General features: G+C 65.6%; 22 protein-coding genes. 3 read left to right on the forward strand and 19 right to left on the reverse strand.

Features of this window, described 5'->3' with window-relative positions:
- Positions 1-14 precede the first annotated feature (14 nt).
- From ACQ4MJ_RS15110 to ACQ4MJ_RS15180, 15 genes are all read right to left on the reverse strand, one after another.
- Positions 15-1,646: a C13 family peptidase gene (locus ACQ4MJ_RS15110; RefSeq protein WP_431152103.1), complete on the reverse strand. Its 1,632-nt coding sequence runs from the start codon at positions 1,644-1,646 to the stop codon at positions 15-17.
- Between the two features lie 109 nt (positions 1,647-1,755).
- The gene (locus tag ACQ4MJ_RS15115) at positions 1,756-2,745 is read right to left on the reverse strand and encodes a formate dehydrogenase accessory sulfurtransferase FdhD (protein WP_121507320.1); all 990 of its coding nucleotides are present in this window, start codon (positions 2,743-2,745) and stop codon (positions 1,756-1,758) included.
- A gap of 144 nt (positions 2,746-2,889) precedes the next feature.
- A complete protein-coding gene (locus tag ACQ4MJ_RS15120) occupies positions 2,890-3,276 on the reverse strand; it encodes a hypothetical protein (protein ID WP_121422843.1) in 387 nt (128 codons plus the stop codon).
- Between the two features lie 11 nt (positions 3,277-3,287).
- Positions 3,288-4,505: a formate dehydrogenase subunit gamma gene (locus tag ACQ4MJ_RS15125; protein ID WP_121421027.1), complete on the reverse strand. Its 1,218-nt coding sequence runs from the start codon at positions 4,503-4,505 to the stop codon at positions 3,288-3,290.
- 8 nt (positions 4,506-4,513) lie between these two features.
- Positions 4,514-4,756, reverse strand: coding sequence for a hypothetical protein (locus ACQ4MJ_RS15130; RefSeq protein ID WP_055402825.1), 243 nt, complete (start codon positions 4,754-4,756; stop codon positions 4,514-4,516).
- Positions 4,756-5,373, reverse strand: coding sequence for a formate dehydrogenase FDH3 subunit beta (gene fdh3B / locus ACQ4MJ_RS15135; protein WP_108616030.1), 618 nt, complete (start codon positions 5,371-5,373; stop codon positions 4,756-4,758). The genes ACQ4MJ_RS15130 and fdh3B overlap by 1 nt, the downstream gene beginning before the upstream one ends.
- Before the next feature lie 23 nt (positions 5,374-5,396).
- Positions 5,397-8,357, reverse strand: a complete 2,961-nt coding sequence (locus ACQ4MJ_RS15140) for a formate dehydrogenase subunit alpha (RefSeq protein ID WP_431152102.1) — start codon at positions 8,355-8,357, stop codon at positions 5,397-5,399.
- A 13-nt stretch (positions 8,358-8,370) separates the two neighbouring features.
- Positions 8,371-8,580, reverse strand: coding sequence for a formate dehydrogenase (locus ACQ4MJ_RS15145; protein WP_055402831.1), 210 nt, complete (start codon positions 8,578-8,580; stop codon positions 8,371-8,373).
- 147 nt (positions 8,581-8,727) lie between these two features.
- Positions 8,728-9,363, reverse strand: coding sequence for a TorD/DmsD family molecular chaperone (locus ACQ4MJ_RS15150; protein ID WP_431152101.1), 636 nt, complete (start codon positions 9,361-9,363; stop codon positions 8,728-8,730).
- The gene (locus ACQ4MJ_RS15155) at positions 9,360-11,441 is read right to left on the reverse strand and encodes a 4Fe-4S binding protein (RefSeq protein WP_431153062.1); all 2,082 of its coding nucleotides are present in this window, start codon (positions 11,439-11,441) and stop codon (positions 9,360-9,362) included. Before ACQ4MJ_RS15155 ends, ACQ4MJ_RS15150 begins: the two co-directional genes overlap by 4 nt.
- Entirely contained in the window at positions 11,401-12,162 is a 762-nt protein-coding gene (locus ACQ4MJ_RS15160; RefSeq protein ID WP_431152100.1) for a DUF3306 domain-containing protein, read from the reverse strand. Before ACQ4MJ_RS15160 ends, ACQ4MJ_RS15155 begins: the two co-directional genes overlap by 41 nt.
- Positions 12,155-12,706, reverse strand: coding sequence for a DUF3305 domain-containing protein (locus tag ACQ4MJ_RS15165; RefSeq protein ID WP_431152099.1), 552 nt, complete (start codon positions 12,704-12,706; stop codon positions 12,155-12,157). The genes ACQ4MJ_RS15160 and ACQ4MJ_RS15165 overlap by 8 nt, the downstream gene beginning before the upstream one ends.
- A 66-nt stretch (positions 12,707-12,772) precedes the next feature.
- Positions 12,773-15,673 carry a formate dehydrogenase subunit alpha gene (gene fdhF / locus ACQ4MJ_RS15170; protein ID WP_431152098.1) on the reverse strand — a complete coding sequence of 967 codons (2,901 nt, stop codon included), beginning with the start codon at positions 15,671-15,673 and terminating at the stop codon, positions 12,773-12,775.
- Positions 15,670-17,577, reverse strand: a complete 1,908-nt coding sequence (locus ACQ4MJ_RS15175) for an NAD(P)H-dependent oxidoreductase subunit E (protein WP_431152097.1) — start codon at positions 17,575-17,577, stop codon at positions 15,670-15,672. Before ACQ4MJ_RS15175 ends, fdhF begins: the two co-directional genes overlap by 4 nt.
- 178 nt (positions 17,578-17,755) lie before the next feature.
- A complete protein-coding gene (locus tag ACQ4MJ_RS15180) occupies positions 17,756-18,376 on the reverse strand; it encodes a TetR/AcrR family transcriptional regulator (RefSeq protein WP_431152096.1) in 621 nt (206 codons plus the stop codon).
- A 68-nt stretch (positions 18,377-18,444) separates the two neighbouring features.
- Here ACQ4MJ_RS15180 and ACQ4MJ_RS15185 point away from each other — a divergent pair, with 68 nt between their 5' ends.
- On the forward strand, positions 18,445-18,861 hold the full coding sequence (locus ACQ4MJ_RS15185; protein WP_431152094.1) for a DUF4345 domain-containing protein: 417 nt from the start codon (positions 18,445-18,447) through the stop codon (positions 18,859-18,861).
- A gap of 18 nt (positions 18,862-18,879) precedes the next feature.
- On the opposite strand, the gene ACQ4MJ_RS15190 is transcribed toward ACQ4MJ_RS15185, so the two are convergent.
- Positions 18,880-19,842, reverse strand: coding sequence for a LysR family transcriptional regulator (locus ACQ4MJ_RS15190; RefSeq protein ID WP_431152093.1), 963 nt, complete (start codon positions 19,840-19,842; stop codon positions 18,880-18,882).
- A gap of 25 nt (positions 19,843-19,867) precedes the next feature.
- A complete protein-coding gene (gene apbC / locus ACQ4MJ_RS15195) occupies positions 19,868-20,959 on the reverse strand; it encodes an iron-sulfur cluster carrier protein ApbC (protein WP_055402851.1) in 1,092 nt (363 codons plus the stop codon).
- Positions 20,960-21,101: 142 nt separating this feature from the next.
- Here apbC and ACQ4MJ_RS15200 point away from each other — a divergent pair, with 142 nt between their 5' ends.
- Positions 21,102-21,671 (forward strand): restriction endonuclease, encoded by a 570-nt coding sequence (locus ACQ4MJ_RS15200; protein WP_431153061.1) that lies wholly within the window; start codon positions 21,102-21,104, stop codon positions 21,669-21,671.
- An 88-nt stretch (positions 21,672-21,759) separates the two neighbouring features.
- Here ACQ4MJ_RS15200 and pyrF read toward each other — a convergent pair whose 3' ends face one another.
- Entirely contained in the window at positions 21,760-22,449 is a 690-nt protein-coding gene (pyrF, locus tag ACQ4MJ_RS15205; RefSeq protein WP_431152092.1) for an orotidine-5'-phosphate decarboxylase, read from the reverse strand.
- 203 nt (positions 22,450-22,652) lie between these two features.
- On the opposite strand from pyrF, the gene ACQ4MJ_RS15210 reads away from it, so the two are divergent.
- Positions 22,653-23,918: a patatin-like phospholipase family protein gene (locus tag ACQ4MJ_RS15210; protein WP_218298618.1), complete on the forward strand. Its 1,266-nt coding sequence runs from the start codon at positions 22,653-22,655 to the stop codon at positions 23,916-23,918.
- Between the two features lie 19 nt (positions 23,919-23,937).
- On the opposite strand, the gene ACQ4MJ_RS15215 is transcribed toward ACQ4MJ_RS15210, so the two are convergent.
- Entirely contained in the window at positions 23,938-25,053 is a 1,116-nt protein-coding gene (locus ACQ4MJ_RS15215) for an SMP-30/gluconolactonase/LRE family protein (RefSeq protein WP_431152091.1), read from the reverse strand.
- Between the last annotated feature and the right edge of the window lie 157 nt (positions 25,054-25,210).

Consider the following 25,210-nt stretch of genomic DNA (forward strand, 5'->3'; position numbering starts at 1 on the left):
CGCTCTGGCGAAGCTCAGGGCTTTGCGCCCGCTGCGGCCACCTGGGCCTCTGCGCTGCCTTCTGCCTCTGCCGTTTGCAGGCGATGCTCCAGCGCACGCAGCACCGGCACAATCTGCGCGCCAACATGGATCTGCGGGTTGGAGAAGCCGTCTTGCTTGCCCGCCTCCACCTCGCGCTGCGCAATCACGGGGATGGCCTTGGCAAAGGCTTCGGTGAACGAATGTGTCTGGCGCAGCTGTTCGTGGAACACCGCCCGGCCAAAGAAGGTCAGCTCGGAGCGCGTGCCGCAGCCATATGACGTGTGCGTGGCATCGGCGGCGGTCATGATGAGGCTGCTGTCGGTGGCCAAAGGCTCGATCCAGCCGCCCGAGAAACAGGCCGACACGGCAATCACGCGGTGGCGGATGCCCGCCTCGTCCAGCATGGCGCGCAGCATTTCGGGCGTGACGGGGGGCACCTCCAGCGGCCAGTGCGAGGCCGCCAGCTCATGGTTGCGCGCACCGTGCGAGGTCATGTAGATCACCAGCACATCGCTGTCACGGTCCATGCGCTGGGCCAGCGCAGCGATGGCACGCTGCAGGTTCTGCGGCGTGGCCCAGGCATGCGTATCGGCGGTTTCTGCGTGGTTGAGCAGGTGAACCACACGGCCCTGGGCGTCAAAGCGCTCTTGCAGCAGCGTGCTGACCATGGTGCTTTCTCGCCGGAACACGTTTTCGCTGGCGTAGGGGGCGAACACGAGCCCATAGACATCCACCACGCCATCGCGGCCAGCGGGCAGGGCCTGCACTTGCCGATCCCAGAGCACCTGCTGGTTTTCAAAGACTGCTTGCGAGAGCACAAGGTGCGCGGGCTCCGGTTGTGCCTGTCCCTCCTCGCCCGACTGGGCAGATGCAGCGGCCAAGGCGTCCAGCTCCCAGGGCTGGTCCTGGAACTGCCACATGCCCACCCCGATCACGGCTGCCATCGCCACCGAAAAGATGGCCGTGCGCAGCCGCGAGCGGATGAAGCGTGCACTCACCACCACCAGCGTGGCCAGCACCCACAGCGTGAGCACACCATAGGCCACCCAGAAAATATTGCCAGCCACCGCCCCGCCCCACAGGTCTGGCTTGTGCGCCACGGCCCCCATCAAGGCATACAGCAGCAACAAAGGCGCCAGCGGAGCCCACGCGGACAACACATACCAGGCCGCCAGCCCGCCCGAAGGCCCCGAAGCACCCGCCGAGGGCTCTTGTGCCGCCGCACGCTGGGCCGGGGCCATGGCCCACCAGGCCAGCCACATCAGCACCAGGCTGCTCCACATCGGCGCCAGCCAGCCCCGCAGATTGAACTGCACAGGCCCCGCCACCTGAAACCGCGCAGCCCCCACCAGCAACGCGCCACCCAGCAGCGACAGCACCAGCACCTGCCAGGGTGAAGGCGCTGCAGCAGCAGTGCGCGGCGACAGGAACAACGCGGCCCGCAGGCCTTCACGCATCCAGTCCCACAGGGACAACTTGGCGGGAGCCGGGGCCATGGTGGATGCGGCGCCGACAGACGGCGCGGGCGGCTGCTCCCCCAAGGGAATTTCAATCTTGGCGGACTCGGGCCCCCACTGGCTGGGCAGGGTATCGGCCCAGGCGCTCTTGGCGTTCAGGTCTTTCATGGGGCGATCATGCCATTGTGGGAGCGGTTTCTTTCAACCACCAGCCGGTAGTTCGGACTGCGATGTTTCCCGAAATCGCGTAACGCCCCCTTCACACAGCCCCGCCTCCTCAGGAGACAGTTCCAGCTCCGCCCCTGGCCACCGGTACGACGGGTATCTGCGCCAGCTCCGGCTGCAGCACCAGCCGATCTGTACCGCTATAGCAGACAAACCGGCGATTGGTGGCGCGCCCGATGGCGCACAGGCCCAGTTGCTGCGCTACGGCGTGTCCCATCTGGGTCATGCCGCTGCGGGACACTACGATGGGGACGCCCATCTGCGCAGATTTGATGACCATTTCGCTGGTGAGTCGGCCCGTGGTGTAGAACACCTTGTCTGCACCGGACATGGGCGCGTGCAGACTCTCCGAAGCGGCATTTTCTGCAGGCGTGCCGCCGGATAGCGTGGAGGAAGCGCCCCCTTGCGGCACCTTGCCATCTGTATTCATCCACATCCACCCTGCAATGGTGTCGATGGCGTTATGGCGCCCCACGTCTTCCACAAAGGTGAGCAGCGCCTCCCCCCGGAACAAGGCGCAACCATGCACGGAGCCTGCGGACTTGTAGGTGGTTTCCTTGAGGCGGATGGCGTTGACGATGCCGTACAACTCGCCCTGTGTCAGGCGTGCCTCGGGCAAGGTGATGCGGTCCACCTCGTCCATGAGCCCGCCAAACACACTGCCTTGGCCGCAGCCGGTGGTGACCACCTTGCTCGCGGTGCGCTCTTCAATGCGGGCGATGCCGTGGCGCGTGCGCACGGCGGCGGCGTGCACCTCCCAATCGACGGTGATGGATTCGATGTCGAACACGGACTCCACCAGCCGCTGGTTACGCAGATAGCCCAGCACCAGCAGTTCCGGCTGCGCGCCCAGGGTCATGAGGGTGACGAGTTCACGCTTGTCGACATAGATGGTGAGCGGTCGCTCGGCGGGGATCTGTACCTGCTCGCGCTCGCCCAGTTCGTTCACGACCTCCACGCTGTGGGTAAGGGGCGCATGCGCCTGCGTCAGGCGCGGCAGCACGGGCGCAGCCGGGGAGGCGGACGGTGATGAAAGAGACATGGTGCGAATATACGCAGTACCTCTCCCCAAGGAGGGGCATGGGGCATCTGAATCGGGGAAAAGCACGTACTGCGACCACCAAAAAAAAAGCCGCGCTCCACCAAGTGGGCGCGGCTCTTTTTGACGGAGGGACAGTGGTTGGCGTCAGGACTTGGGCGCTGACGCAGCTGCGGCAGGTGCCAGCGTGCTGGGTGGACTGCTGGCCGTGCCCGGTGGCGAATGGGCACCCGCCGCTTCAATGGGCTTGGCAGCGGGCGGTGTGTAGGCGAAGGGGCCGGGGTCGGTGCACGCAGCGCCTGCTGCCGTTGCAGGCTTGGCTGTTGGCGTGGTTTTGCGGTAGTGGGCCGCCACACGGTCTTGTGACAGGCACAACTTGTAGTTGTCCACCTTGCCGGCCCAGGCGGCTTTGGCCGCCGCCTCTGCAGCTTTGGCGGCAGCCTCCGGTGAAGGCGCAGGCAGCTTGGCCGATGCCAGGGTACAGACGCTGGCCGCGCACAACGCCAGCAGGGAAGATCGAGAAAATTGCATCATGGTGCGGAACCTCATACCTGCGCGGGCTGGCCCGCAGATGGTGTAGCTGCAGCATCGGCTGCGGATGGGTTGGCGCTGCGCTGGCGGGGAATCTTGCCCGCTTGCACGTCGTCGTACCAAAGCTCGTGGTGCTCCTTGGCCCACCCCTCGCTCACGTACCCCGTCCTCATGGCCTTGTAGGCGCCGCGCATGCCCACCGTGCCCATGTAGATGTGGCCGCAGATCAGCGCCATCATCCAGATCGCCAGGGTGGCGTGGATCATGTGGGCGATCTGCATGTCGCCGCGCACGTCACCAAAGCCAGGAATGAGCTTGTCGAGCACCAAGCCGGTGGCCACCACAAAGATGCCGGGGATGGTGATACCCCACCAGAACAGGCCCTTCTCGCCGGCGTTGAAGCGGTGGGAAGGAACCTGGTGGTCACCCCCCAGCATGCCGCCGCCCTTGGACAGCCACACAAAGTCGGCCCGGTTGGCGATGTTGTCCTTGACGAAGGTAAGGATGATCACCAGCAATGAGACAGCAAACAGCGGTCCCATGAAGTTGTGTACGTTCTTGAGCGCATACGTAAGCCAGCCAAACAGCGTGGCCCCCATGATGGGCAGCAGGAAGAACTTGCCAAACGCCATGACGATGCCAGAGATGGCCAACGCAATGAACGCAAAGGCATTGGACCAGTGCGCAGCACGCTCGAAAGGTGTGAAGCGTTCGATGCGGCGGGCGCCGGTGCCGTCAGGGTGCTCATGCCCCAGCGGACCTTTGACAAAGTAGAAGATGCCCAACGCCAGCAACACGATGGCAAACAAGGCCGCACCGTAAGGAATGATCCAGTGGTTGCGTACCTGGCGCCATGCCTCGCCTGCGTTGGTGAAACGCGAGCCTGGGTACTGCACGAACGGCTGGATCAGGTTGCCCGCCTCGGGCGCCTGGCTTTTCGGCAGGCTGCTATAGCCCGTCACGCCCTGCCCCACCTGGCGCCACATGGGCGCGTTGTTGCCGGGCTGCACCTTGGCGCGTTCGCCATTGGTCTGCTCGGCGTATTTGGGGTCTGCGCTGGCGTCTGGCTTGACCTCGAAAATGTTTTGGCTTTGAATGCCGCCGGTCGCTGCGGGAGCAGCCGATGCCGTGACCGCAGGCGCGGCGGCATCTGGCGCTGCCGGAGCCTGGGCACCCGCTGGCCCCCAGGCACATCCCGCCGCCAAAGCCAGGGACCACATGATGTGTTTCATGGCGGGCCTCACTTGGACTGAGTGCGGGTGTATTCGTTCTGGCCGTACAGCTGACGCGCCTTCAACTGCGCTTCCCAACCGGCTTTGTCTCCGGCCTTCCAGCCGGGCTGCATGAAATTGCTGCCCGTACCTGCATAGGGAGCTGCATCGCTGCGGATGCCCGCGCCGGTCTGCGGCTTCTCGCCACAGGCGGTCAGCGCCACCAGCGCCACAGCGGCGGCCAGGGCCGAATGAACAAGACGCTTCATCATCATGACTTGCCTCCTGCAGGCTGGCCTGCCTGTTGTGACCCATAGGCCGTGCCCCAGCCCCACACTTCGGCGCCCTTGCCACGCTGCACCACCCGGTTGCGGAAGATATCTGCCACCACATCGCCATCACCGGCCAGCAGGGCCTTGGTGGAGCACATTTCTGCGCAGGCGGGCAGTTTGCCCTCGGCAAGGCGGTTGCGGCCGTATTTTTCAAACTCGGCCTGGCTGCCGTGGGCCTCGGGGCCACCGGCGCAGAAGGTGCACTTGTCCATCTTGCCACGCACGCCGAAGGTACCGGACGAAGGGAACTGCGGCGCGCCAAAGGGGCAGGCGTAGCTGCAATAGCCGCAACCAATGCACACATCCTTGTCGTGCAGCACCACACCTTCTTCGGTGCGATAAAAGCAATTGACGGGGCAAACAGCCATGCAGGGTGCATCGCTGCAGTGCATGCACGCGACCGAGATGGACTTTTCGCCCGGTACACCGTCATTGAGCGTGACCACGCGGCGGCGGTTCACGCCCCAGGGTACCTCGTGTTCGTTTTTGCAGGCGGTCACGCAGCCGTTGCATTCGATGCAGCGCTCTGCGTCACAGATGAATTTCATTCGTGCCATGTGTGTCTCCTTGCGTGGCGCGATCAGGCGCGTTCCACGTTGCAGATCGTGGTCTTGGTTTCTTGCATCATGGTCACGCTGTCGTAGCCATACGTCGTTGCGGTGTTCACGGCCTCACCGCGCACCACAGGCGCCGCGCCCTTGGGGTAATAAGCCAGCATGTCCGCGCCCTGCCAGCGGCCCGAGAAGTGGAACGGCATCCACACCGTATCGGGCGCCACGCGCTCGGTGACCAGGGCCTGCACGTTGATCCGTGCTCCAGTGGGAGAGCTGAGCCACACACGCTCGCCGTTGCGGATGCCCCGGTCTGCGGCAGTCTTGGGGTTGATCTCGACAAACGACTCCTGCTGCAGCTCGGCCAGCCAGGGGTTGGAGCGGGTTTCCTCGCCACCGCCTTCGTACTCGACCAGACGGCCAGAGCTGAGGATGAGCGGGAATTTCTCGTGCACCTTGTCCGCCACGTTTTTCTCCTGCACGCTCTTGTACAGCGTGGGCAGGCGCCAGAAGGCCTTCTTGTCGTCGTGGGTGGGGTACTTGGCCATGAGATCGGGCCGGGTGCCATACAGCGGTTCGCGGTGCTGCGGAATGGCATCGGGGAAATTCCACACCACAGCGCGGGCCTTGGCGTTGCCAAACGGATGGCAGCCATGATTCATGGCCACGCGAATGATCGCGCCCGTAGGGTCGGTCTTCCAGTTCTTGCCTTCGGCCTTGGCCTTCTCGGCGTCACTCAGGTCGTCCCACCAGCCCAGCTTTTTCAGCAGCACATGGTCGAACTCGGGGTAGCCCGTGGTGATCTCGCTGCCCACCGAATGCGAGCCGTCCTCGGCCAGCAGATTGACGCCATCCTTCTCGACGCCGAAGTTGGCGCGGAAGTTGCCGCCGCCTTCCATCACGTGTTTGGAGGTGTCGTACAGGTTGGGCGAGCCAGGGTGCTTGAGCTCCGGCGTGCCGTAGCAGGGCCATGGCAAGCCAAAGTAGTCACCCCCAAAGTCGTAGCCGGTTTCCTTGTCCTTGCCACCCTTCGATTTCAGGGTTTTCACATCGAACAGGTGCATGTTCCGCATGTGGGCCTTCAGGCGCTCGGGGCTCTGGCCCGTGTAGCCAATGGTCCAGACCGACTTGTTGATTTCGCGCAGGATGTCTTCGATCACGGGCTCGTCCATGCCCTTGACCTTTTGCATCTTGTAGTTCTTGGACAGCTCGGCTGCAAAGCCCAGCTTCTCAGCGAACTGGTGCATGATCATGTGGTCCGAACGGCTCTCCCACAGCGGCTCGATCACCTTCTCGCGCCACTGGATGGAGCGGTTGGAGGCCGTGCACGATCCACTGGTTTCAAACTGCGTGGCGGCTGGCAACAGGTACACCGCACGGTTGGGATTCAGGTCTTCGGCCTTGCCGGGCATGGCGGCCATGGCAGCGGTGGCCGAGGGGTACGGGTCCACCACCACGAGCAGATCCAGCTTGTCCATGGCCCGCTTCATTTCCAGGCCACGGGTCTGCGAATTGGGCGCATGGCCCCAGAAGAACACGCCGCGCAGGTTGGAGTCCTGGTCGATCAGCTCATTCTTCTCCAGCACACCATCGATCCAGCGCGATACGGTGATGCCGCTCTTGGTCATCATCGCGGGCGATGCGTACTGCTTTTTGATCCACTCGAAGTCAACCCCCCAGACTGCGGCGAAGTGCTTCCACGAGCCTTCGGCCAGGCCGTAGTAGCCGGGCAGCGAATCGGGGTTGGGACCGACATCGGTGGCACCTTGCACGTTGTCGTGGCCGCGGAAGATGTTGGTGCCGCCGCCTGTTTTTCCCACATTGCCCAGTGCCAGTTGCAAAATGCACGAGGCACGCACCATGGCGTTGCCGATGGTGTGCTGGGTCTGGCCCATGCACCACACGATGGTGCCAGGGTTGTTGTCGTGCAGCATCTTGGCGACCTTGAACATCTGGTCTTCCTTGACGCCGCAGGCCTCTTCCACCTTGTCGGGTGTCCACTTGGCCAGCACATCCTCGCGCACCTTCTCCATGCCATAGACACGGTCGTTGATGTACTTTTTGTCTTCCCAGCCGTTCTTGAAGATGTGATACAGCAGGCCGAAGAGGAACGGGATGTCGGTGCCCGAGCGGATGCGTACGTATTCGTCGGCCTTGGCTGCGGTGCGGGTGAAGCGTGGGTCCACCACGATCATCTTGCAGCCGGTTTCCTTGGCGTGCAGCATGTGCAGCATGCTCACCGGGTGGGCCTCGGCCGCGTTGGAGCCGATGTACAGAGCGACCTTGCTGTTTTGCATGTCGTTGTACGAGTTGGTCATGGCGCCATAGCCCCATGTGTTGGCCACGCCTGCCACGGTGGTCGAGTGGCAGATGCGCGCCTGGTGGTCGCAGTTGTTGGTGCCCCAGAAGCTCACAAACTTGCGCAGCAGATAGGCCTGCTCGTTGTTGTGCTTGGACGAGCCGACGAAGTACACGCTGTCCGGGCCGCTGGCGGCACGCAGCTCTTTCATCTTGGCCGTGATTTCGTTCAGGGCCGTGTCCCAGCTGATGCGCTCGTACTTGCCGTTGACGAGCTTCATGGGGTAGCGCAGGCGGTATTCGCCGTGGCCGTGTTCACGCAGTGCCGCACCCTTGGCGCAGTGGGCGCCCAGGTTGATGGGCGAATCGAACACAGGCTCTTGCCGCACCCACACGCCGTTCTCGACGACCGCATCCACCGCACAACCCACCGAGCAGTGGGTGCAGATGGTGCGGCGTACTTCGATCTTGCTGTCGCCAATGCCCGCCTTGGCACCCTCGGCAGCATTGGATTTTTTGACCAGCGTGAGCTGCGACGCCGCAATACCCACGCCCACCCCCAGGCCGGAGCGGCGCAGGAACGAGCGGCGGTCCATCGTGGGCAGCGCCTGCGACAGGCCACGGCGCAAGCTGTGCACAAAAGGAGACGATGCGACCTGCGCAGCGTGGGAGGACTTCTTGGTTAGCAACATGGCACGCCCCGCTTCAGAGTTGGGTGGTCTTGTAGTACTGCTTCACGTGCGCAGACAGGTGATAGCCACCGCCTTTTTCTGGCGCCACCCGAGCGGGTTCAGACACGACGGCATCTGAGGGAACTACATGGGGGAGTGCCACGACGGCTGCGGCTGCAGCCCCTACGGTGGCGGCGCCGGAGAAGAAGCTCCGGCGTGAGGAATTGGGCTGGCGGTTCTGCATGCTTGTCTCCAGAATGGCTGGCAGCTATGAAACGGAATTCATACAGTCTATGTCAGTGTGTAAAAGCCTGCAATCGAGCTTTACACCTCCCACTAAGACACTCATCTTTTGTAGCAACCTGAGCAGGCTTTTCGAGCCTCCCAGAGGTTAGTCGAGCATGTCGAAGCCCTGGGCCTCCACCGACACGAAGGCCCGTGTGAACTGGGCCAGCGCAGCATAGAAGCGCGCCTGCGGCTGGGCAGCCAGGGCATCACACAACTGCAAAACCCAGGGCTGCAGATGCGTTGCAAAAAAGTCGCGCTGCGCCGTCAGGTTGCAGACAGCTACATCATCCCCCGCGATCAGGTAGCGCATCACCTCGCACAGGTACGCGATGTGGTCTTCGGTTTCGGACATGGAATCGTCGCGTGCCAGTCCCAGCCGATCCAGGTCGGTGCGCAAACGGGCCAGTGGCTTTTCGTTCAGAAAACCGCTCAGGTAATGCGAGCCATACAAAAACACCTCGGGCTTGCCCACACCGCCAAAGAGACGGTCGAACTCCTGCGCGATGGCAGCATCGCTCAGTTCGCGGGCCGCGCCCACCAGCATCTGCCAAGGCTCTTGCAAAAAGGCGCCGTCGGCGGGCGCCTCGGTCACGGCTACCCGCAAGGCAGACAACAACTCGGCGCTGGGCGCGGCGTAGTACAGCTGCGACAGCAGACCATAGAGTTCGGCGCGTGCCGTTTCTTCATCCAGCGCAGAGCTGCCGCCAGGGGGGGTCAAAGAAGCAGGTTGGGCGCTCACAGGTCCGTCACTTTCGTTTCGCTTTGAGAGGAATACAGGTCGATCACGCGGCAATCGCTGCACATCTTCAGGCGCTCCAGCGCGTCGCCCTGGAACATCGCGTGGCCCGACAGTTTGCCCAGCATGGCCTCGATGGCCTTGACGGTGCCAAAGGGCTTGCTGCAGCGCACACAGGCCCAGGGTTTGGCCTCGTTGAGCACGCGCAGTTGCGCACGCTCCGGCGCCAGCAGCAGGCGCGGCTGCAGGGTGATGGCGTCTTCCGGGCAGGTGGTGGCACACAGGCCGCACTGCACGCAGTTCTTTTCGATAAAGCGCAACTGCGGCAGCTGCGGGTTGTCCTGCAGCGCACTGGCGGGGCAGGCGCTCACGCAGCTCAGGCACAGGGTGCAGCGGTCCTTGTTGACTTCAATCGTGCCCAGGGGCGAACCCACTGCGGGCAAAGCGATGGCTGCGGGCCGATCGGCCACGGGCATCGGGGCCTGCTCGATGAGATGGTCCAACGCCATCTCCAGCGTGCTGCGCTTTTCCTGCGCCACGGCAAAGCGCGCGGCCACGGCCGGGGTCTTCTGGCGAGTCTGGCCCAGGGCCTGCAAGGCGGCGTCCAGCTCGGTGGGATGGGTGGCGCGCAGCAGCTGCACATGGGTGCCCGTGTAGCCCAGGCCCCGCAAGATGGCTTGCGCCACATCCATCTGCGCCTGCAGGCCGTCGAGGTACTGCGGTGCTTCCTCCTGGGTCGTCAGCAACACCACCTGCGAGGCGCCGTAAGCAATTGCGCTGAGCCACAGGTCCACCCCGGTGCTGGCGGTGTGCCACAGCGCCACCGGGATCACGTTGGCAGGCACGCCCTGCGCCAGTTTCAACTGGGCGGCACGACCCAGCTCTTCCACCAGCGCCTGGCCTCGCTCCTGGCTGTGCAGCAGCACCACGGCGTCCTTGCCGCCTGCAGCGGCGTAGGTGGACAAAAGGGTTTTGAGCTTGGTGCCCTGCTCTGTCGCACTGGGATAGGCATAGGTCAGCGCGCCCGTGGGGCACACGGTGGTGCAGGCGCCGCAGCCGACACACAGGTTGGGGTTCACCTTGATTTGCTGACGGCTTTTGTCGCTGGCAATGGCTTCGGCCGAGCAGATGTCCACGCAGGCATTGCAGCCCACGGTTTCGTTGCGGCTGTGGGCGCAGAGCTTTTGTTTGTAGACAAAAAACTTGGGCTTTTCGAACTCGCCCACCAGCTCGCGCAGTTTCAGCAGCGTGGTCATATTGACCCCATCACTACGCCCGTCCCAGCGCAGGTAACCCTGCGGCAGCGCATGCTGCAAGAAGGTGGGCGTGGCGGTGGGCGAACGCAGGTCGAGCACCAGGTCAAAGCGCTCGGTCTGCGCCGTGGCGTCACGGGTAAAGTCGATGGCACCCGCCACCTGGCACACCTTCACACAGTCGCGGTGCGAGCTGCAGGCCGCCATGTCGATCTGGTAGTCGAGGCCGATGGCGTTCTCGGGGCAGGCCGCCACACAGGCGTTGCAGCGTGTACACAGGTCCAGGTCAATGGGGTTGTCGGCCTTCCACTGCAGCTCAAACGCACCCAGCCAGCCGGTAAGGCCCGTAATGCGCCCACCCAGCACGGGAAAACGCCGCGCCTGCGCACCACCCGCATTGCCGGGGCCTTGGGTGAACAGGGTCACATCCAGCACATCCGACACCAGGGCGGCAGCCTGTTCGGCCTGGTCGAGGGGGCCGATGATGAGCAAGCGGCCCGTGCTCTTGTAAGTGACCGTGGGCACGGGCGGTGGATCAGGCAGGCGGGCGGCGGCCAGCAGCGCGGCGATCTTGGGGCTGGCCTTGGCGGCATCGCGGCTCCAGCCACCGGTTTCGCGGATGTTCACAAACCGGATGGGCGACACTGCGCCTTCGGTCTGCTGGCCCAGATCGCCAAACAAGCGCTGCTCCTGGGTGCAAGCCACCACCACATCGTCACCCGACTGGATGGCCTTTTGAAAGGCCCCCGCCTCGCGGCGGCACAGGGTGGAGTGGAGTGTCAGGTCTTCATGCAGCGCCGCGCCCAACGCCTTCGCGTTGAGGGGCATCGTCTGGTTGCAGTCGCAGATGAGCGTCGTGGTCATGTTCTGTGTGGCTGGCTGGCAGGGCCACCGCATCCTTATGGGGGCGGGTGGCCATCTCAAGCTCGCTGGAGGGGGCGCTAGGAATAGCGTTGCATACCCCGGACTGTGCCACGTCTGCGGGGGCGTGCCCCTCCGCATCATCCCGAGGCTGAGCAAGGGCAGGGGCTATTGCCTCTGCGTCTGCACTGGCTTCTACGGCGGCGCCATTGACTGGAACATCAGGCGCTGCATCAGCCTTCTTTTCATGATCAAAAAAGCCCATCGCATGGGCGCTGGCCATTTTGCGCAGCATGCCTTCGGGCAGCGGGTCGGGCTGGGTGTAGTCGCCGATGTAGATATCGAGGCCATCCATCACATTGAAGTGCGGGTCGGCAAAGAGCTTCTTCATGGCCAGGTTGCGCACCTCGGGCGATACATCGCGGGCCACAAAGGCCTTGAAATCGGACGCGGGCGTAAGCGCCTGGGCATCGGCCAGCGTGGGTGGCGGAGGGGCTTCTGCAGCGGGCGCAGCGCCTTCTGCGGCGGTGGGGGGGGCGCCGGCTGCCACGGAGGACGGGTTAGGCGGTGACGACGAAGACGCGGCCGGTGGCAACGACGGCGCGGGTGGTGGTGGTTCCTCCACCGGCTTGCCTTCGCGCACCTCCTGCTTGCGGCGCGACCAGCGGCCCAGGAACCCGTCAGCCATGACCGCCACCTCCACCACGCGTTTTTTCAGTGGACACGGATGCTGGGTTTCCAAACCGGTCTTGCAGCGTGCGGAAACTGTCCGGCCGCTTGCGGCGTTTGGGTTCGGGCTGGTAGTGCTCGGCCACAAAGGCGCGCAGCGCTTCCACCACCTCGGGCACTGCGGGCACCTGTTCCACGGTTTCCTGCGCGTCCAGCCAGCGGCCTGCGTCGTGGTAGCTCAGGCTCACGGCCACGGGGCGGGCCAGCGGGATCTCGCCAGTGCCGGGGTCGTCATCGCGGCGCCACATCACAAACCAGCACGGGGCGGGCGAAGTGAGGTTGAGGTGATAGCCCTCGGCGTCGTCGCGAAACAGCTCTGCCCGAAACCCCGGGAACAACCAGCGCTGCTCGCGCTCGTCCCGGAGGATCTGGCGCGGCTCGGTGCCAAAGGCGGGCTCGTTGATCACCACCTCGGCCAGCGACCACCGCCAGGGCTGCCAGCGGTTGTCGATGTGCTCGCACCGCATGATCACGGCAACGTCGGTGTAGGGGCGCTCAGTCATGGGCGCAGACTTTACCCCGGCGCAAGGCCACCAGCAGCTTTGTCCGTAAAGCCCCTCCGCGCACGGTCAGCTTGCAGCCCCCTCCAGCACCTCCACCGCCACCGCGCAGTACTTGAACTCCGGGATCTTTCCAAACGGGTCCAGCGCCGCGTTGGTGAGCAGGTTGGCTGCCGCCTCCACGTACGCAAAAGGCATGAACACCGTGCCGCGCGGCGTGCCGTCGTCGCGCCGCACGCGCACCTGCACCATGCCGCGCCGCGAGCGGATGCCCACCAGCGCACCGGGCGCCACGCCAAGCCGGTCAAGTTCGTCGCCATGCAGCGATGCGGTGGCCATAGGCTCGATGGCGTCGAGCACAGTGCTGCGCCGCGTCATGCTGCCCGTGTGCCAGTGCTCCAGCTGGCGGCCCGTGATGAGCACCAGGGGGTAGTCGGCATCGGGCTTTTCGGCCGCCGGGATCACGCTGGCGGGCACCAGCTGCAGGCGGCCCGTGGGCGTGGGGAATTTCTCGGTGAACACGATGGGCTGGCCGGGGTCGTCGGGCGTGAGGCAGGGGTAGGTCACGCTGGAGTCCCGCTCCAGGCGGTCCCAGGTGATGCCCTCAATGCTGGCGTGCATGGCCTGGCGCATTTCGTCGTAGACAGCGGCCACGCCGGACTCTTCGCCTTCGTAGTTCCAATCCAGCCCCATCCGTCGAGCAAGTTGCTGAATGATCCACAGGTCCGGCTGCGCATCGCCCGGCGGGTTCAACGCGCGGCGGCCCATCTGCACCATGCGGTCGGTGTTGCTGGCGGTGCCGGTCTTTTCGGGCCAGGCGCTGGCGGGCAGCACCACGTCGGCCAGCCAGGCGGTTTCGGTCAGAAAAATGTCTTGCACCACCAGGTGCGACAGGCTGGCCAGCGCGTGGCGCGCGTGGTTCAGGTCGGGGTCGCTCATGGCGGGGTTCTCGCCCATGATGTACATGCCGCGCACCTTGTGCGGGTCGCTGTCGTCGGCCAGTGCCTTGTGCATGATTTCGACCACGGTGTAGCCCGGCGCTTCGTCCAGCTTGGTGCCCCAGAAGTCTTCAAACCAGGCATGCGCCCCGGCGTTGTCCACGCGCTGGTAGTTGGGGAACATCATGGGGATCAGCCCTGCGTCGCTTGCGCCCTGCACGTTGTTCTGGCCGCGCAGCGGGTGCAGGCCCGAGCCGGGCTTGCCGATCTGGCCGGTGATGGCGCACAGCGCGATCAGGCAGCGCGCGTTGTCGGTGCCGTGCACGTGCTGGCTCACGCCCATGCCCCAGAGGATCATGGAGGACTTGGCGGTGGCAAATGCCCGCGCCACCTCGCGCAGCGTCTCGGCCGGGATGCCGCACACCGGAGCCATGGCCTCGGGGCTGCAGCCCATCACGTTGGCCTTGAGGGCCTCGAAGTTGTTGGCGCGATCCTTGATAAAGGCCTCATCCACCAGGCCCTCATCGATCACCGTGTGAATCAGCGCATTGAGCATGGCCACGTCGGTGTCGGCCTTGAACTGCAGGTTGCGCCAGGCATGGCGGCCGATGTCGGTGACGCGCGGGTCGGCCAGCACGATCCTGGCGCCGCGCTGGGCAGCGTTCTTCATCCAGGTGGCGGCTACCGGGTGGTTGGCCGTGGGGTTGGATCCGATCACAAAGATCAGCTCGGCATGCTCCACGTCATTCACCGGGTTGCTCACCGCACCCGAGCCCACGCCTTCGAGCAGCGCGGCCACGCTGGACGCATGGCACAGCCGCGTGCAGTGGTCCACGTTGTTGCTGCCAAAGCCGGTGCGCACCAGCTTCTGGAACAAATACGCTTCTTCATTGCTGCCCTTGGCGGAGCCAAAGCCCGCCAGCGCCTTGGGGCCGTGGGTGTCGCGCAGGGCTTTGAGCGCGCCGGCAGCCAGGCCCAACGCCTCGTCCCAGGTCGCTTCGCGGAAGGTGTCGCGCCAGTCAGCGCCGTAGGGCCGCACCTCCTTGGGTACGCCGGGCTTGCGGATCAGCGGCACCGTGAGGCGGTCGGGGTGGTGGGCGTAGTCGAAACCGAAGCGCCCTTTCACGCACAGGCGGCCGTGGTTGGCCGGGCCGTCGCGGCCCTCGACGCTGATGATCTTTTCATCGCGCACGTTGTAGGTGATGAGGCAGCCCACGCCGCAAAAGGGGCAGACCGAATCGACCTTGCGGTCCACCTTTTGCGAGCCGACGTGGGTCTTGGGGCTGAGCGCGCCCGTGGGGCAGGCCTGCACACATTCGCCGCAGGCCACGCAGGTGCTCTCGGCCATGGGGTCGTCGAGGTCGAAGACGATCTTGCTGTCGGCCCCGCGCAGCGCGTAGCCGATCACGTCGTTGACCTGCTCTTCGCGGCAGGCGCGCACGCAGCGGTTGCACTGGATGCAGGCATCCAGATTCACGGCCATGGCCGGGTGGCTCAGGTCGGGCGCAGGCTGCTCGCGGCGCAGGGCCTGGAGCGCGGGGCGCACGGCCACGCCCAGGCGGTCCGCCCAGGCGCTCAGCTCGCCATGGTGGCCTATCGTTTCTGAATTTTTTGAGTCAAATTGTCCGCTAGCGCTTGATGGATAAGCGCCACCAGCTATCAATTCAGGAGTATTTTCCTTTTGATCGTTCCACCGGTATCCCACGTCCGGCATGTCGGACAGCAGCATCTCCACCACCATCTGTTGGCTCTTGCGGGCGCGCGGGCTGGCCGCCTGCACCTTCATGCCTTCAGCCGGTGCGCGGCAGCAGCTAGGGGCCAGCGTGCGTTCGCCCGCGATCTCAACCACGCAGGCGCGGCAGTTGCCGTCGGGACGCAGGCCGTCGCTGTAGCAAAGGTGCGGAATCTCCACGCCGTGGCGCTGCGCGGCCTTCAGGATGGTTTCGCCGGGATGGGCGGTGACGGGCTGGCCGTCCAGTTCGAAGGCCACGGCGGGCTGCGCCGCAGCAGTAGATGTCAACACGGCGCTCATGGCTTCAACCCTCCGGGCAATTGCTCGGTGAGCGGGCTGTTGCGCGGCTTGGGCAAATCGCCCGGCCAGGGGCCCTCGCCCACCTCATGCGGAAAGTATTTGTGAATGCAGCGGATGGGGTTGGGCGCCGCCTGGCCCAGGCCGCAGATGGACGCATCGGCCATCACCTGCGCCAAGTCGTCCAGCAGGTCGGCATCCCACCGCGGCGCCTCCATCAGCGCAGCCGCCTTGGCCGTGCCCACGCGGCAGGGCGTGCACTGGCCGCAGCTTTCGTGTTCAAAAAACCGCATCACGTTGAGCGCCGCATCGCGCGCCCGGTCGTGCTGGCTGAGCACGATGACGGCGGCCGAACCGATGAAGCAGCCGTAGGGCTGCAGGGTGTCAAAGTCCAGGGGAATCTGGTTGAGGCTGGCGGGCAGGATGCCGCCCGAGGCGCCGCCGGGCAGGTAGGCGTAGAGCTGGTGGCCGTCCAGCATGCCGCCGCAGTATTCGTCGATGAGTTCCTGCACCGTGATGCCCGCCGGAGCGAGCTTGACGCCGGGGTGCTTCACGCGGCCGCTCACGCTGAAAGACCGCAGCCCCTTGCGGCCGTGGCGGCCGAAGCTGGCAAACCACTGCGGGCCGCGCTCGACGATGTCGCGCACCCAGTACAGCGTCTCAAAGTTGTGCTCCAGCGTGGGCCGGCCGAACAGCCCCACCTGCGCGATGTAGGGCGGGCGCATGCGGGGTTCGCCGCGTTTGCCTTCGATGCTCTCGATCATGGCCGACTCTTCGCCGCAGATGTAGGCGCCCGCACCGCGCCGCAGCTCGATGTGCGGCAGCGGGCATGGCGGCTCGGCACGCAGGTCGTCCAGGGCGCGCTGCAGCAGCGCGCGGCAGCCGTGGTATTCGTCGCGCAAGTAGATATAGATGGCCTCGGTACCCACCACCTGGGCGGCGATGAGCACGCCTTCCAGAAAGCGGTGCGGGTCGCGTTCTAGATAAGTACGGTCCTTGAAGGTGCCGGGCTCGCCCTCGTCGATGTTGACGGCCATCAGGCGCGGCGCGGGCTGGTCCCGAACAATGCGCCACTTGCGCCCCGCCGGGAAGCCCGCGCCGCCCAGGCCGCGCAAACCCGAGTCCTCCATGGCAGCGAGCACCGCCTCGGCGTCCATCTCTCCGTTGACCAGCGCGGCGGCGGTCTGGTAGCCGCCGTGGGCACGGTAGGTGACAAGGTCGGTGTGCGCGGGGCTGATCCCGTCCGGCTGCGTTGGCACGCTCTTCTCGGACAGCTCAGAAATATCAAAATGGATAGCTACTAGCGCTTGTGGATGAAGCGCTATAGCCCGATTTGGCCTGGATTTCACCACCTTCAGCACGGTATCGACCGTGGCGTCTGGCACGGGGCACTGGTGCACCACCGCCACGGGCGCTTGTTCGCAGCGGCCCACGCAGGGCACGGCCTGCACCTGCACATCGCCCTGCCCGGCGGCGCGCAGGCGCTCGGGCAGCGCGGCCAGCAGCTCGCGCGCACCCGCCAGGCTGCAGCTCAGGCTGTCGCACACCCGCAGCACCAGGCGCGGGGCCAGGGCATCCTCGCCGCGCACGATCTCGAAGTGGTGGTAGAAGCTCGCCACCTCGTACACCTCGGCCATGGGCAGATTCAGCTGCTTGGCCAGCGCCACCAGATGCCGGTCGTGCAGCACGCCGAAATGGTCGTTCAGGCGGTGCAGGTATTCGATGAGCAGGTCGCGCCGGAAGCCGTCGGCCGGGCGCGGGCCCAGCAACTGCGCCACATCGGCCATCGCAGCGTCCTCGGGCTGGCGGCCCTTGAGGCGGCTTTTGCGGCGGATGCGCTCGCGCATGTCGTTGACCGACACGGCGGCCACGACGGTTGCGGTGGGGGCTTCGGGGGCGAGGTGCATGGAGCGAAATCGTGGGATGTCTTGTTGTGGTGCTTATGAAGCCGCCTGCATAAGGCGGCTGGGCGGTCGCAGTGTCGGCGAGGCACCCCGGTGCGTCAAATTGCGGATGCACATGGGTCGATCACAAAAACAAATGAGCTGCGCACCGTGGCATTGCGCTGTACAGCGTGGGGCCAACTCATCCGCCACCTGCACTGCCTGCTCTGCCCGTTGGCAGGTTCTCCAGCAACCGGCTCGCCAGCAGCGCCGCCAGGTCTTGCGCCGAAGGCATGGGCACGGGCGCGGTGGACAGGGCGCCATCGATCGCCAGGCTGGCCAGCCCGTGGGCCAGGCTCCACCCCGCCAGTGCCAGCTCGTCCGCCCCCTCGGCCACATGGGCATGGGCGGCTTTGCGCAGCACCTCAAAAGACCCGTCCGCCGCCGCTTGCAACGCCGGGTGGTCGGCCTTGTGTTGCAGCAGCGGGCTGAACATCAGCCGGAACGCGGCGGGACGCGCGAGCGCAAAGGCCACGTAGGCGGTGCAATGCCCCACCAGTCTGGCGGCGGTGTCCACACCGGGGTGTGCGGCCTCCATGTCGGCCGCCAGGTCGTGAAAACCGCGCGTGGCCACGGCAGCCAGCAACGCATCCAGATTGGCGAAGTGGTGGTATGGGGCCGCATGCGACACCCCCGCCGCTTTGGCCACCGCGCGGAGGCTGAGCGTGGCCCCGGACGCCAGCAAGCCCTCGGCGGCAGACACCAGTGCGGTGCGCAAGTCGCCATGGTGGTAAGTGGCGCGCGGAGTTTCAGCTGAGTTCATGGCGGCAATCTTGACACAGTCAAGATACACCCCAACAATACCTCATCCTGACACCGTAAAGATAGACCATGACCCGACGCCTGCTCCAAGCCACTACCGCCGTGATGGCGCTGATCCCAGTTGCCACTGGCGTGCTGACGATGATGGGCATCTACGACCCGATCTACCGCACCAGCGGCCTGCCGCGCGATGCGCTGCTCGACGGCAACCTGCGCTTTTTTGGCGGCGTGTGGCTGGCGCTGGGCCTGGCAATGGGGTCGCTGGTGCCGCGCATCGACCGCGAGGGGCGGATGTTTGCGGTGTTGTGGGGCGCGGTGTTTCTGGGCGGCGTGGGCCGGGCGCTGTCGATGGCCTTTCTGGGCTTGCCGCCCGCGCCATTTATCGGGTTCACGGTGCTGGAGCTGGTGGGTGCGCCGGCCTTCATCGCGTGGCAGCGGCGCGTGGCTACCAGCACTGGGGCGGCCCGGCCCATTTCGCGTGGGTAGGGCCTGAGAAACCTGCGCCTACGGCGGCTCCGCCGCCAGCAATCCGCTGTGCGCTGCGGCGTGCTGCAACCACTCACGATCTTGCGACAGCGCCAGTGCCGCATCCAGCGCCCGGGTGGGCTGCACCTGCCGGTGCGACATGAATCCAATGGGGGTGGTGAGCACCGGGCTCGTCAACGGCAGGGCCTCCAGTCCATCATGGCCGCGCACGGCGTCCACCAGCGCACCGGGCAGGACGCTGCACACATGGCCCGCCACCACGCTGAGCGCCAGGGTCAGTACCGAATCGGTTTCCATGGCGGGCATGACCGTGGCGCCTGTAGCGCGGAAGGCACCATCCACCAAGCTACGGTTGTGCATCTCGGGGGTGAGCAGGCACAGCGGCAGCGCCGCCGCATCGGCCCAGGCCATGGGTGGGCCGATCTGCAGCCCGCGCGCTGCGCCTTTGGGCGGCCGGGGCGCACGGCGCAGCAGAAAGTAGTGCTCCACATACTGCGGCCAAGCCCGTAGCGTGCCGCCGCGTACAGGCATGCGCTCGGTGTAGCCCAGGGCCAAGTCCAGTGCAATATTTTCGAGCCCCGCCTCCAGCGCCTGCGAACTCATCGACAGCGCGACCGGCACAATGCCCGGGTGCCGCGCCTGCAGCTGCGCGGCAAACCGCGCCAGGATAGGCATGGCCGTGGGCACCGCGCCCAGGCGCAGCGTGCCGCGCGGGTGGGCGGCGTCGCTGCTCAGGTCCTGCTGCAGCACCTGGTGTTCGTGCAGCATGCGCTGCGCCGTGGCCAGCACGCGTTCGCCCTCGGGCGTGAAGCCTTCGAAGCTGCGGCCCCGGCGCACCACGACCACGCCAAACTCCTTTTCCAGCGCGCGCAGTGCGTTGGACAGCGCGGGCTGCGTGATGTGGCAGGCCTGCGCCGCCCGGCCAAAGTGCCGGTGCTCGTGCAGCGCCACCAGGTAGCGCAGGGACGCGAGCAGGTTCATGGCACGGTGGGGCGACTCAGGAAGATCAGGTGTTCTTGCTGATCGAAATCGTCGGGAACTTGCTCGAAAAATCCTTGGCCTGCTGCGCGATCTTCACCGCCACGTCGCGCGCGACCTTCTTGTAGATCTTGGCCACGTCCCCGTCCGGGTCGGCCACCACGGTGGGCTTGCCGCTGTCGGCCTGCAGGCGGATGCTCATATCGAGCGGCAGTGCGCCCAGGTAGTCCATGTTGTATTCGGCTGCCATCTTCTTGCCGCCATCGGCGCCAAAGATGTGCTCCACGTGACCGCAGTTGCTGCACACGTGCGCGGCCATGTTCTCGACGATGCCCAGAATGGGCACGCCCACCTTCTCAAACATCTTGATGCCCTTCTTGGCGTCCAGCAGGGCGATGTCCTGCGGGGTGGTCACGATCACCGCGCCGGTCATGGGCACGCGCTGGCTCAGGGTGAGCTGGATGTCGCCGGTGCCGGGGGGCATGTCGATGATGAGGTAGTCGAGGTCTTTCCAGTTGGTCTGGCGCAGCAGTTGCTCCAGCGCCTGCGTGGCCATGGGGCCGCGCCAGATCATGGCTTCGTCCTGGTCCACCAGGAAGCCGATGGACATCACCTGCACGCCGTAGTTCTCCAGCGGCTCCATGGTCTTGCCGTCGTCGCTCTCAGGGCGGCGGTTGATACCCAGCATCATGGGCTGGCTGGGGCCGTAGATGTCGGCGTCGAGCACGCCCACGCTGGCGCCCTCGGCGGCCAGGGCCAGGGCCAGGTTGGCGGCCGTTGTGCTCTTGCCCACGCCGCCCTTGCCCGAGGCCACGGCGATGATGTTCTTGACCTGGGGCAAGAGCTGCACGCCGCGCTGCACGGCATGCGCAATCACCTTGGTGGTGATGTTGACCGACACGTTCTCGACGCCCCCCACGCCCTTGGCAGCGGCCACGAGATTGCGGCGCAGTTCGGGCACCAAGCTCTTGGCGGGGTAGCCCAACTCCACATCGAAGGCCACGTCGCCGCCGCTGATCTGCACATTGCGCAGGGCGCGGGTGCTGACGAAATCCTTGCCCGTGTGAGGGTCCAGCACGCTGGAAAGTGCGGCCAAAAGGCCCTGTTCGGTGACTGCCATTCAATTAACTCCTGTGGGGCCGGTAGTCTATCCAAGCGCTGTTCCCCCGGCGCGTGAAGGACAATGCGCACGCTTTGCCCCTGGCTCCACAGCAGCCGGCACCCTGAGAAACCGAACGAAAAGGACCCCCGTGAAATTCAAGATGGCCGAGAAATCCCTGTTTGCCATGCTGCTGCGCTCGCCCTGGTGGATCAGCTTTGTGGTGGTCGGCCTCATCGTTCTGGCGGCAGGTGCGCTGCTGCCCAAGGTATATTTCGTGGTGGGTGCGCTGGCCGGTTTCCCCATCTTCGTGGTGGGCTGCATCGCCGCGTGGAAGCAGCTGCGTGCCCCCAACCCCGCCCGGGTTGCCGAGATGCTGGAGGCCGTGGCCAGCATGCCCTGGCGCAGCTTTGCCGACACCCTGGCATCGGCCTGGGCACGGGCGGGCTACTCCGTAGAGCGGATCAACGGCAACAACGCAGGCGCTGACATGCGACTGACCCAGGGTGGCAGTACCACGCTGGTCAGCGCCAAACGCTGGAAAGCGGCCACCCACGGCGTAGAGCCCCTGCGCGAGCTGCACGCGGCCATGCTTGCCAGCGAGGCCCCCGCAGGCGTCTATGTGGCTGCCCTGGGGCAGGTCAGCGACAACGCCCAGGCGTTTGCCCGGGAGCACGGCATTGTGGTGCTGCAGGGTGACGCGGTGGCACAGCTGCTGCTGCGCCAACCGTAGACAGCGATGTGCCGGGGCCTCCGGCCCACAGAATCACAGCTGTAACGCTGCAGAAAAACGGCGATCTGCCCCATCCCGGGCCAAATTTTCAACCTTCTAGTTCTGCGCACAGGGCAGCAAAAGAAGCGGCAGGGTTCAAAGCGCGCGATATCGGCCGCCCCACCACGACGTGCGTTGCACCCGCCTTGATGGCCTCACTGGCGGTGGTGAAACGGGCATGGTCGCCTTTTGCAAACTCCAGCGGCTGTATGCCAGGCGTGACGATGAGCGCGCCCCGCGGCAGCGCGTTGCGCAGAAGCCTGGCTTCTAGCGGCGATGCGACCACACCGTGGCAGCCAACTGCGTGTGCAAGGCGCGCAAGACGCAGCACCTGTTCTGGCACTGTCGATGCCACGCCCACTTCGCGCAGCGCCTCGTCGTCCATGCTGGTGATCACAGTGAGTGCCAGCACTTTGAGCTCAGGGAAGTGTGCTGCCGACGCCACTGCAGCCTCCAGCACAGAAGATCCTGCCGACGCATGAACCGTCACCATAGAAGCCCCAAGTTGCCCCGCCGCGGCAACTGCGTCAGCCACCGAGCTCGGGATTTCAAACAGTTTCAGGTCCAAAAAGACCTGCTTGCCAGCATCCAACAGATCGCGGACGAAGGACGGTCCAGCCGCCGTGAGCAATTGCAAACCCACCTTGTAGACAGACGCAGCAGAGCCCAGCTGCCCGACCAGATCTACCGCAGGCGCAGCAGCAGGGAAATCAAGCGAAACGATGATGCTCGGATTCAAGCCATCTCCCCAAAAAAGTGCGTTTGAGCATGCCACAGGCCGGGGAGCAGCACGAACCCACCTCTGGCGCAAACAATTGACTTCCCCTGGCAAGCTTGAACGCCCCAGCGAAAAGCGAAGTGTCGCCTCAACCATGCGGGTTTTCCCACATGAAAGGCTCCCAGCCACCCACCGACACTTGGGACACCACCCCACACACATTCATGCCGCCCTTGGTAACTTCTGATATCCCCGCCGAAGCCCGACCCGCCACCGGCTTGCTGCTCACCGGCGGCGGTGCCCGCGCTGCTTACCAGGTGGGCGTGCTCGAAGCCATTGCTGACCTGCGCCAGGCCTGCGGCGAGGGGAGCGGACCCAACCCCTTCCCCATCATCACCGGCACCTCGGCCGGGGCCATCAACGCGGCGGCGCTGGCCTGCGGGGCTGACAACTTTGACCGCGCCGTGCGCCGCATTGCGCGTGTGTGGCGGCAGTTCCACGCCAGCCAGGTGTATGGCGCCGACTCGCTCAGCGTGATGCGCAGCGGTGCGCGCTGGCTCACGCTGGTGTCGCTGGGCTGGGCGCTGGCGCGCTGGCGGCGCATGCGGCCCAAGTCGCTGCTGGACAACACCCCGCTCGAAAAACTGCTGGTCAAGATGGTGCCGCTGGTGCGCCTGCCCCGGCTGATCCGCAAAGGGCATCTCACAGCGCTGGCGGTAACGGCGTCGAGCTACAGCTCGGGCGAACACGTCACCTTTTTTGAAGCCGCCGCACCCGTCAAGCCCTGGGTGCGCTCGCAGCGCAAGGCGGCCAGCGACCGCATCACGCACGAGCATCTGCTGGCATCCTCTGCCATTCCGTTCATCTTTCCGGCCAAAGGCATTGAGGTGGATGACCACGTCGAATATTTCGGCGACGGCTCCATGCGCCAGTCGGCGCCCATTGCTCCGGCCATTCACCTGGGGGCCGAGCGCATCCTGGTGATCGGCGCTGGCCGCATGCACGAGCCCAAGGGCGATGCCGCCGCCAACCCCACGGCCACCTACCCCACGCTGGCGCAGATTGCGGGTCATGCGCTGTCCAACATCTTTCTGGATGCGCTGGCCGTGGATGTGGAGCGCGTGCAGCGCATCAACCAGACCCTGTCGCTCATCCCCGAAGAAAAGCGCCTGCACAGCGCACTGCGCCCCATCGAGCTGCTGGTGATTGCCCCCTCGCAGCGCCTGGATGCCGTGGCCGCGCGCCATGTGGGCGACCTGCCCACGCCCGTGCGCACCATGCTGGGCGCCCTGGGCGTCACGTCCAACATGGCCGATGTGCGCGGCGCGGCGCTGGCCAGCTACCTGCTGTTCGAATCCGGCTACACCCAGGAGCTCATGGCCCTGGGCCGGGCCGACACCCTTGCAATGCGGGCCGAGGTGTGCAGGTTCTTTGGGTGGACGGATACAGGTGCCGAGGTGAAGACCCGGCACCATGGGGAAACCGCCTGAAACGCCCCAGGCCTGAACCCTACGGCTTGGGCAGCCACCCCAGGCCGTGCGCGTGCAGGCTCTGCACATACAGCCGGTCCGCCGTCTCGGTGATCGCAGTGGTCTCGGGGTAGGCGCCACTCGGGTCCTGCAGGTCGGCCACCACCTTGCCGTCGTCGGTGAACGCGATCACATGCCCGTACGGCTGGGGAATCGGCCACAGCGCGCGCGGCAGGCGCAATGTCAGGCTGCGCAGCCAGGGCTTGCCCGCCATGTTGTCGATGGCCGCCCCGCGCGGCTTGGCAAAGCCCAGCCACACCTTACCGCCCTGCCCGCGCATCAGGTTGTCGGGGTAGCCGGGCAGGTTGTCGAGCAGCACGCGGGCCTGGGGGCTGGCCTGACCAATGTCGAGGTCATTCGCATCCACCGCAATCTTCCACACCCGGTATTTGCCGGTTTCGTTGACGAACAGGCTTTTCTCGTCCTGGCTCAGCGCCACGCCGTTGGCAAAGCTGATGCCCCGGGCGACCACGCGTGCGGTGCGGGTGGCGGGGTCGTATTCAATCACCCGGCCGGTGCTGGCCTGCTCCAGGATGTCGAGCACGCTGGCCTCAAACGTACCGCCCCAGTCCTTGGGGGCAAAACGGGTGGAGGCGTCGCTCAGGTACATCTTTCCGCTTTGGGCCACCACCACAGCGTCGGCATAGCGGATGGGGTCGTTGCCCACCTTGTCGGCCAGCACGGTGACCTTGCCATCGGGCGCAATGGACAGCAGGCCCTTGATGGCATCGGCCGCGATCAGGTGGCCCGCCGCATCGAAGTCGAACCCCAGCACCCGCCCGCCGGTGTTGGCAAACACCTCCTGACCCGAGCCGTCGGGGTTCATGCGCAAAATGCTGCCACTGAGCACGGTGGTGTAGAGCTTGCCGTCCTTGCCAAAGGCGATGTGCTCGGGGCCCACCTCGCCCTTGAGGTCGATGATGTTCAGCTGGGCCAGGCGCTGGTTGGGGGCGTGCACGCCCTGGTAGCCAGGGGCGGCAGGCGCAGTCCAGGCCACCGGCTGAATGGGCACAGGCCACGCCGCCAGATAGGCAGCCACCGCCAATATCGCGCCACCCACGCCCCACCCCACCCGTTTTGCCCATGTGCTGGCCATGTGTTGTCTCCTGTTGATTGTTGGAATGCGGGGCATTGTGGCGCCATAGGCGGCCTGCACGCACGCCCTGATTGGCACCTGCGCGACCTGGGGAGGCCACCGCAGCGCCCGCAATGGCCAGGGATACTGACGACCGCCTAAAATCGCGGGTTCCGCC

Source organism: Acidovorax facilis (assembly GCF_050626955.1).
Classification (GTDB): Bacteria; Pseudomonadota; Gammaproteobacteria; order Burkholderiales; family Burkholderiaceae_C; genus Acidovorax; species Acidovorax facilis.

What these genes read in the sequence shown, in the direction of transcription:
- ACQ4MJ_RS15110 (WP_431152103.1), bottom strand. Translation starts at nt 1,646, where the DNA reads ATGAAAGACCTGAACGCCAAGAGCGCCTGGGCCGATACCCTGCCCAGC.
- ACQ4MJ_RS15115 (WP_121507320.1), bottom strand. Translation starts at nt 2,745, where the DNA reads ATGTCTCTTTCATCACCGTCCGCCTCCCCGGCTGCGCCCGTGCTGCCG.
- ACQ4MJ_RS15120 (WP_121422843.1), bottom strand. Translation starts at nt 3,276, where the DNA reads ATGATGCAATTTTCTCGATCTTCCCTGCTGGCGTTGTGCGCGGCCAGC.
- ACQ4MJ_RS15125 (WP_121421027.1), bottom strand. Translation starts at nt 4,505, where the DNA reads ATGAAACACATCATGTGGTCCCTGGCTTTGGCGGCGGGATGTGCCTGG.
- ACQ4MJ_RS15130 (WP_055402825.1), bottom strand. Translation starts at nt 4,756, where the DNA reads ATGATGAAGCGTCTTGTTCATTCGGCCCTGGCCGCCGCTGTGGCGCTG.
- fdh3B (WP_108616030.1), bottom strand. Translation starts at nt 5,373, where the DNA reads ATGGCACGAATGAAATTCATCTGTGACGCAGAGCGCTGCATCGAATGC.
- ACQ4MJ_RS15140 (WP_431152102.1), bottom strand. Translation starts at nt 8,357, where the DNA reads ATGTTGCTAACCAAGAAGTCCTCCCACGCTGCGCAGGTCGCATCGTCT.
- ACQ4MJ_RS15145 (WP_055402831.1), bottom strand. Translation starts at nt 8,580, where the DNA reads ATGCAGAACCGCCAGCCCAATTCCTCACGCCGGAGCTTCTTCTCCGGC.
- ACQ4MJ_RS15155 (WP_431153062.1), bottom strand. Translation starts at nt 11,441, where the DNA reads ATGCCCCTCAACGCGAAGGCGTTGGGCGCGGCGCTGCATGAAGACCTG.
- ACQ4MJ_RS15160 (WP_431152100.1), bottom strand. Translation starts at nt 12,162, where the DNA reads ATGGCTGACGGGTTCCTGGGCCGCTGGTCGCGCCGCAAGCAGGAGGTG.
- ACQ4MJ_RS15165 (WP_431152099.1), bottom strand. Translation starts at nt 12,706, where the DNA reads ATGACTGAGCGCCCCTACACCGACGTTGCCGTGATCATGCGGTGCGAG.
- fdhF (WP_431152098.1), bottom strand. Translation starts at nt 15,673, where the DNA reads ATGAGCGCCGTGTTGACATCTACTGCTGCGGCGCAGCCCGCCGTGGCC.
- ACQ4MJ_RS15175 (WP_431152097.1), bottom strand. Translation starts at nt 17,577, where the DNA reads ATGCACCTCGCCCCCGAAGCCCCCACCGCAACCGTCGTGGCCGCCGTG.
- ACQ4MJ_RS15180 (WP_431152096.1), bottom strand. Translation starts at nt 18,376, where the DNA reads ATGAACTCAGCTGAAACTCCGCGCGCCACTTACCACCATGGCGACTTG.
- ACQ4MJ_RS15185 (WP_431152094.1), top strand. Translation starts at nt 18,445, where the DNA reads ATGACCCGACGCCTGCTCCAAGCCACTACCGCCGTGATGGCGCTGATC.
- ACQ4MJ_RS15190 (WP_431152093.1), bottom strand. Translation starts at nt 19,842, where the DNA reads ATGAACCTGCTCGCGTCCCTGCGCTACCTGGTGGCGCTGCACGAGCAC.
- apbC (WP_055402851.1), bottom strand. Translation starts at nt 20,959, where the DNA reads ATGGCAGTCACCGAACAGGGCCTTTTGGCCGCACTTTCCAGCGTGCTG.
- ACQ4MJ_RS15200 (WP_431153061.1), top strand. Translation starts at nt 21,102, where the DNA reads ATGGCCGAGAAATCCCTGTTTGCCATGCTGCTGCGCTCGCCCTGGTGG.
- ACQ4MJ_RS15210 (WP_218298618.1), top strand. Translation starts at nt 22,653, where the DNA reads ATGCCGCCCTTGGTAACTTCTGATATCCCCGCCGAAGCCCGACCCGCC.
- ACQ4MJ_RS15215 (WP_431152091.1), bottom strand. Translation starts at nt 25,053, where the DNA reads ATGGCCAGCACATGGGCAAAACGGGTGGGGTGGGGCGTGGGTGGCGCG.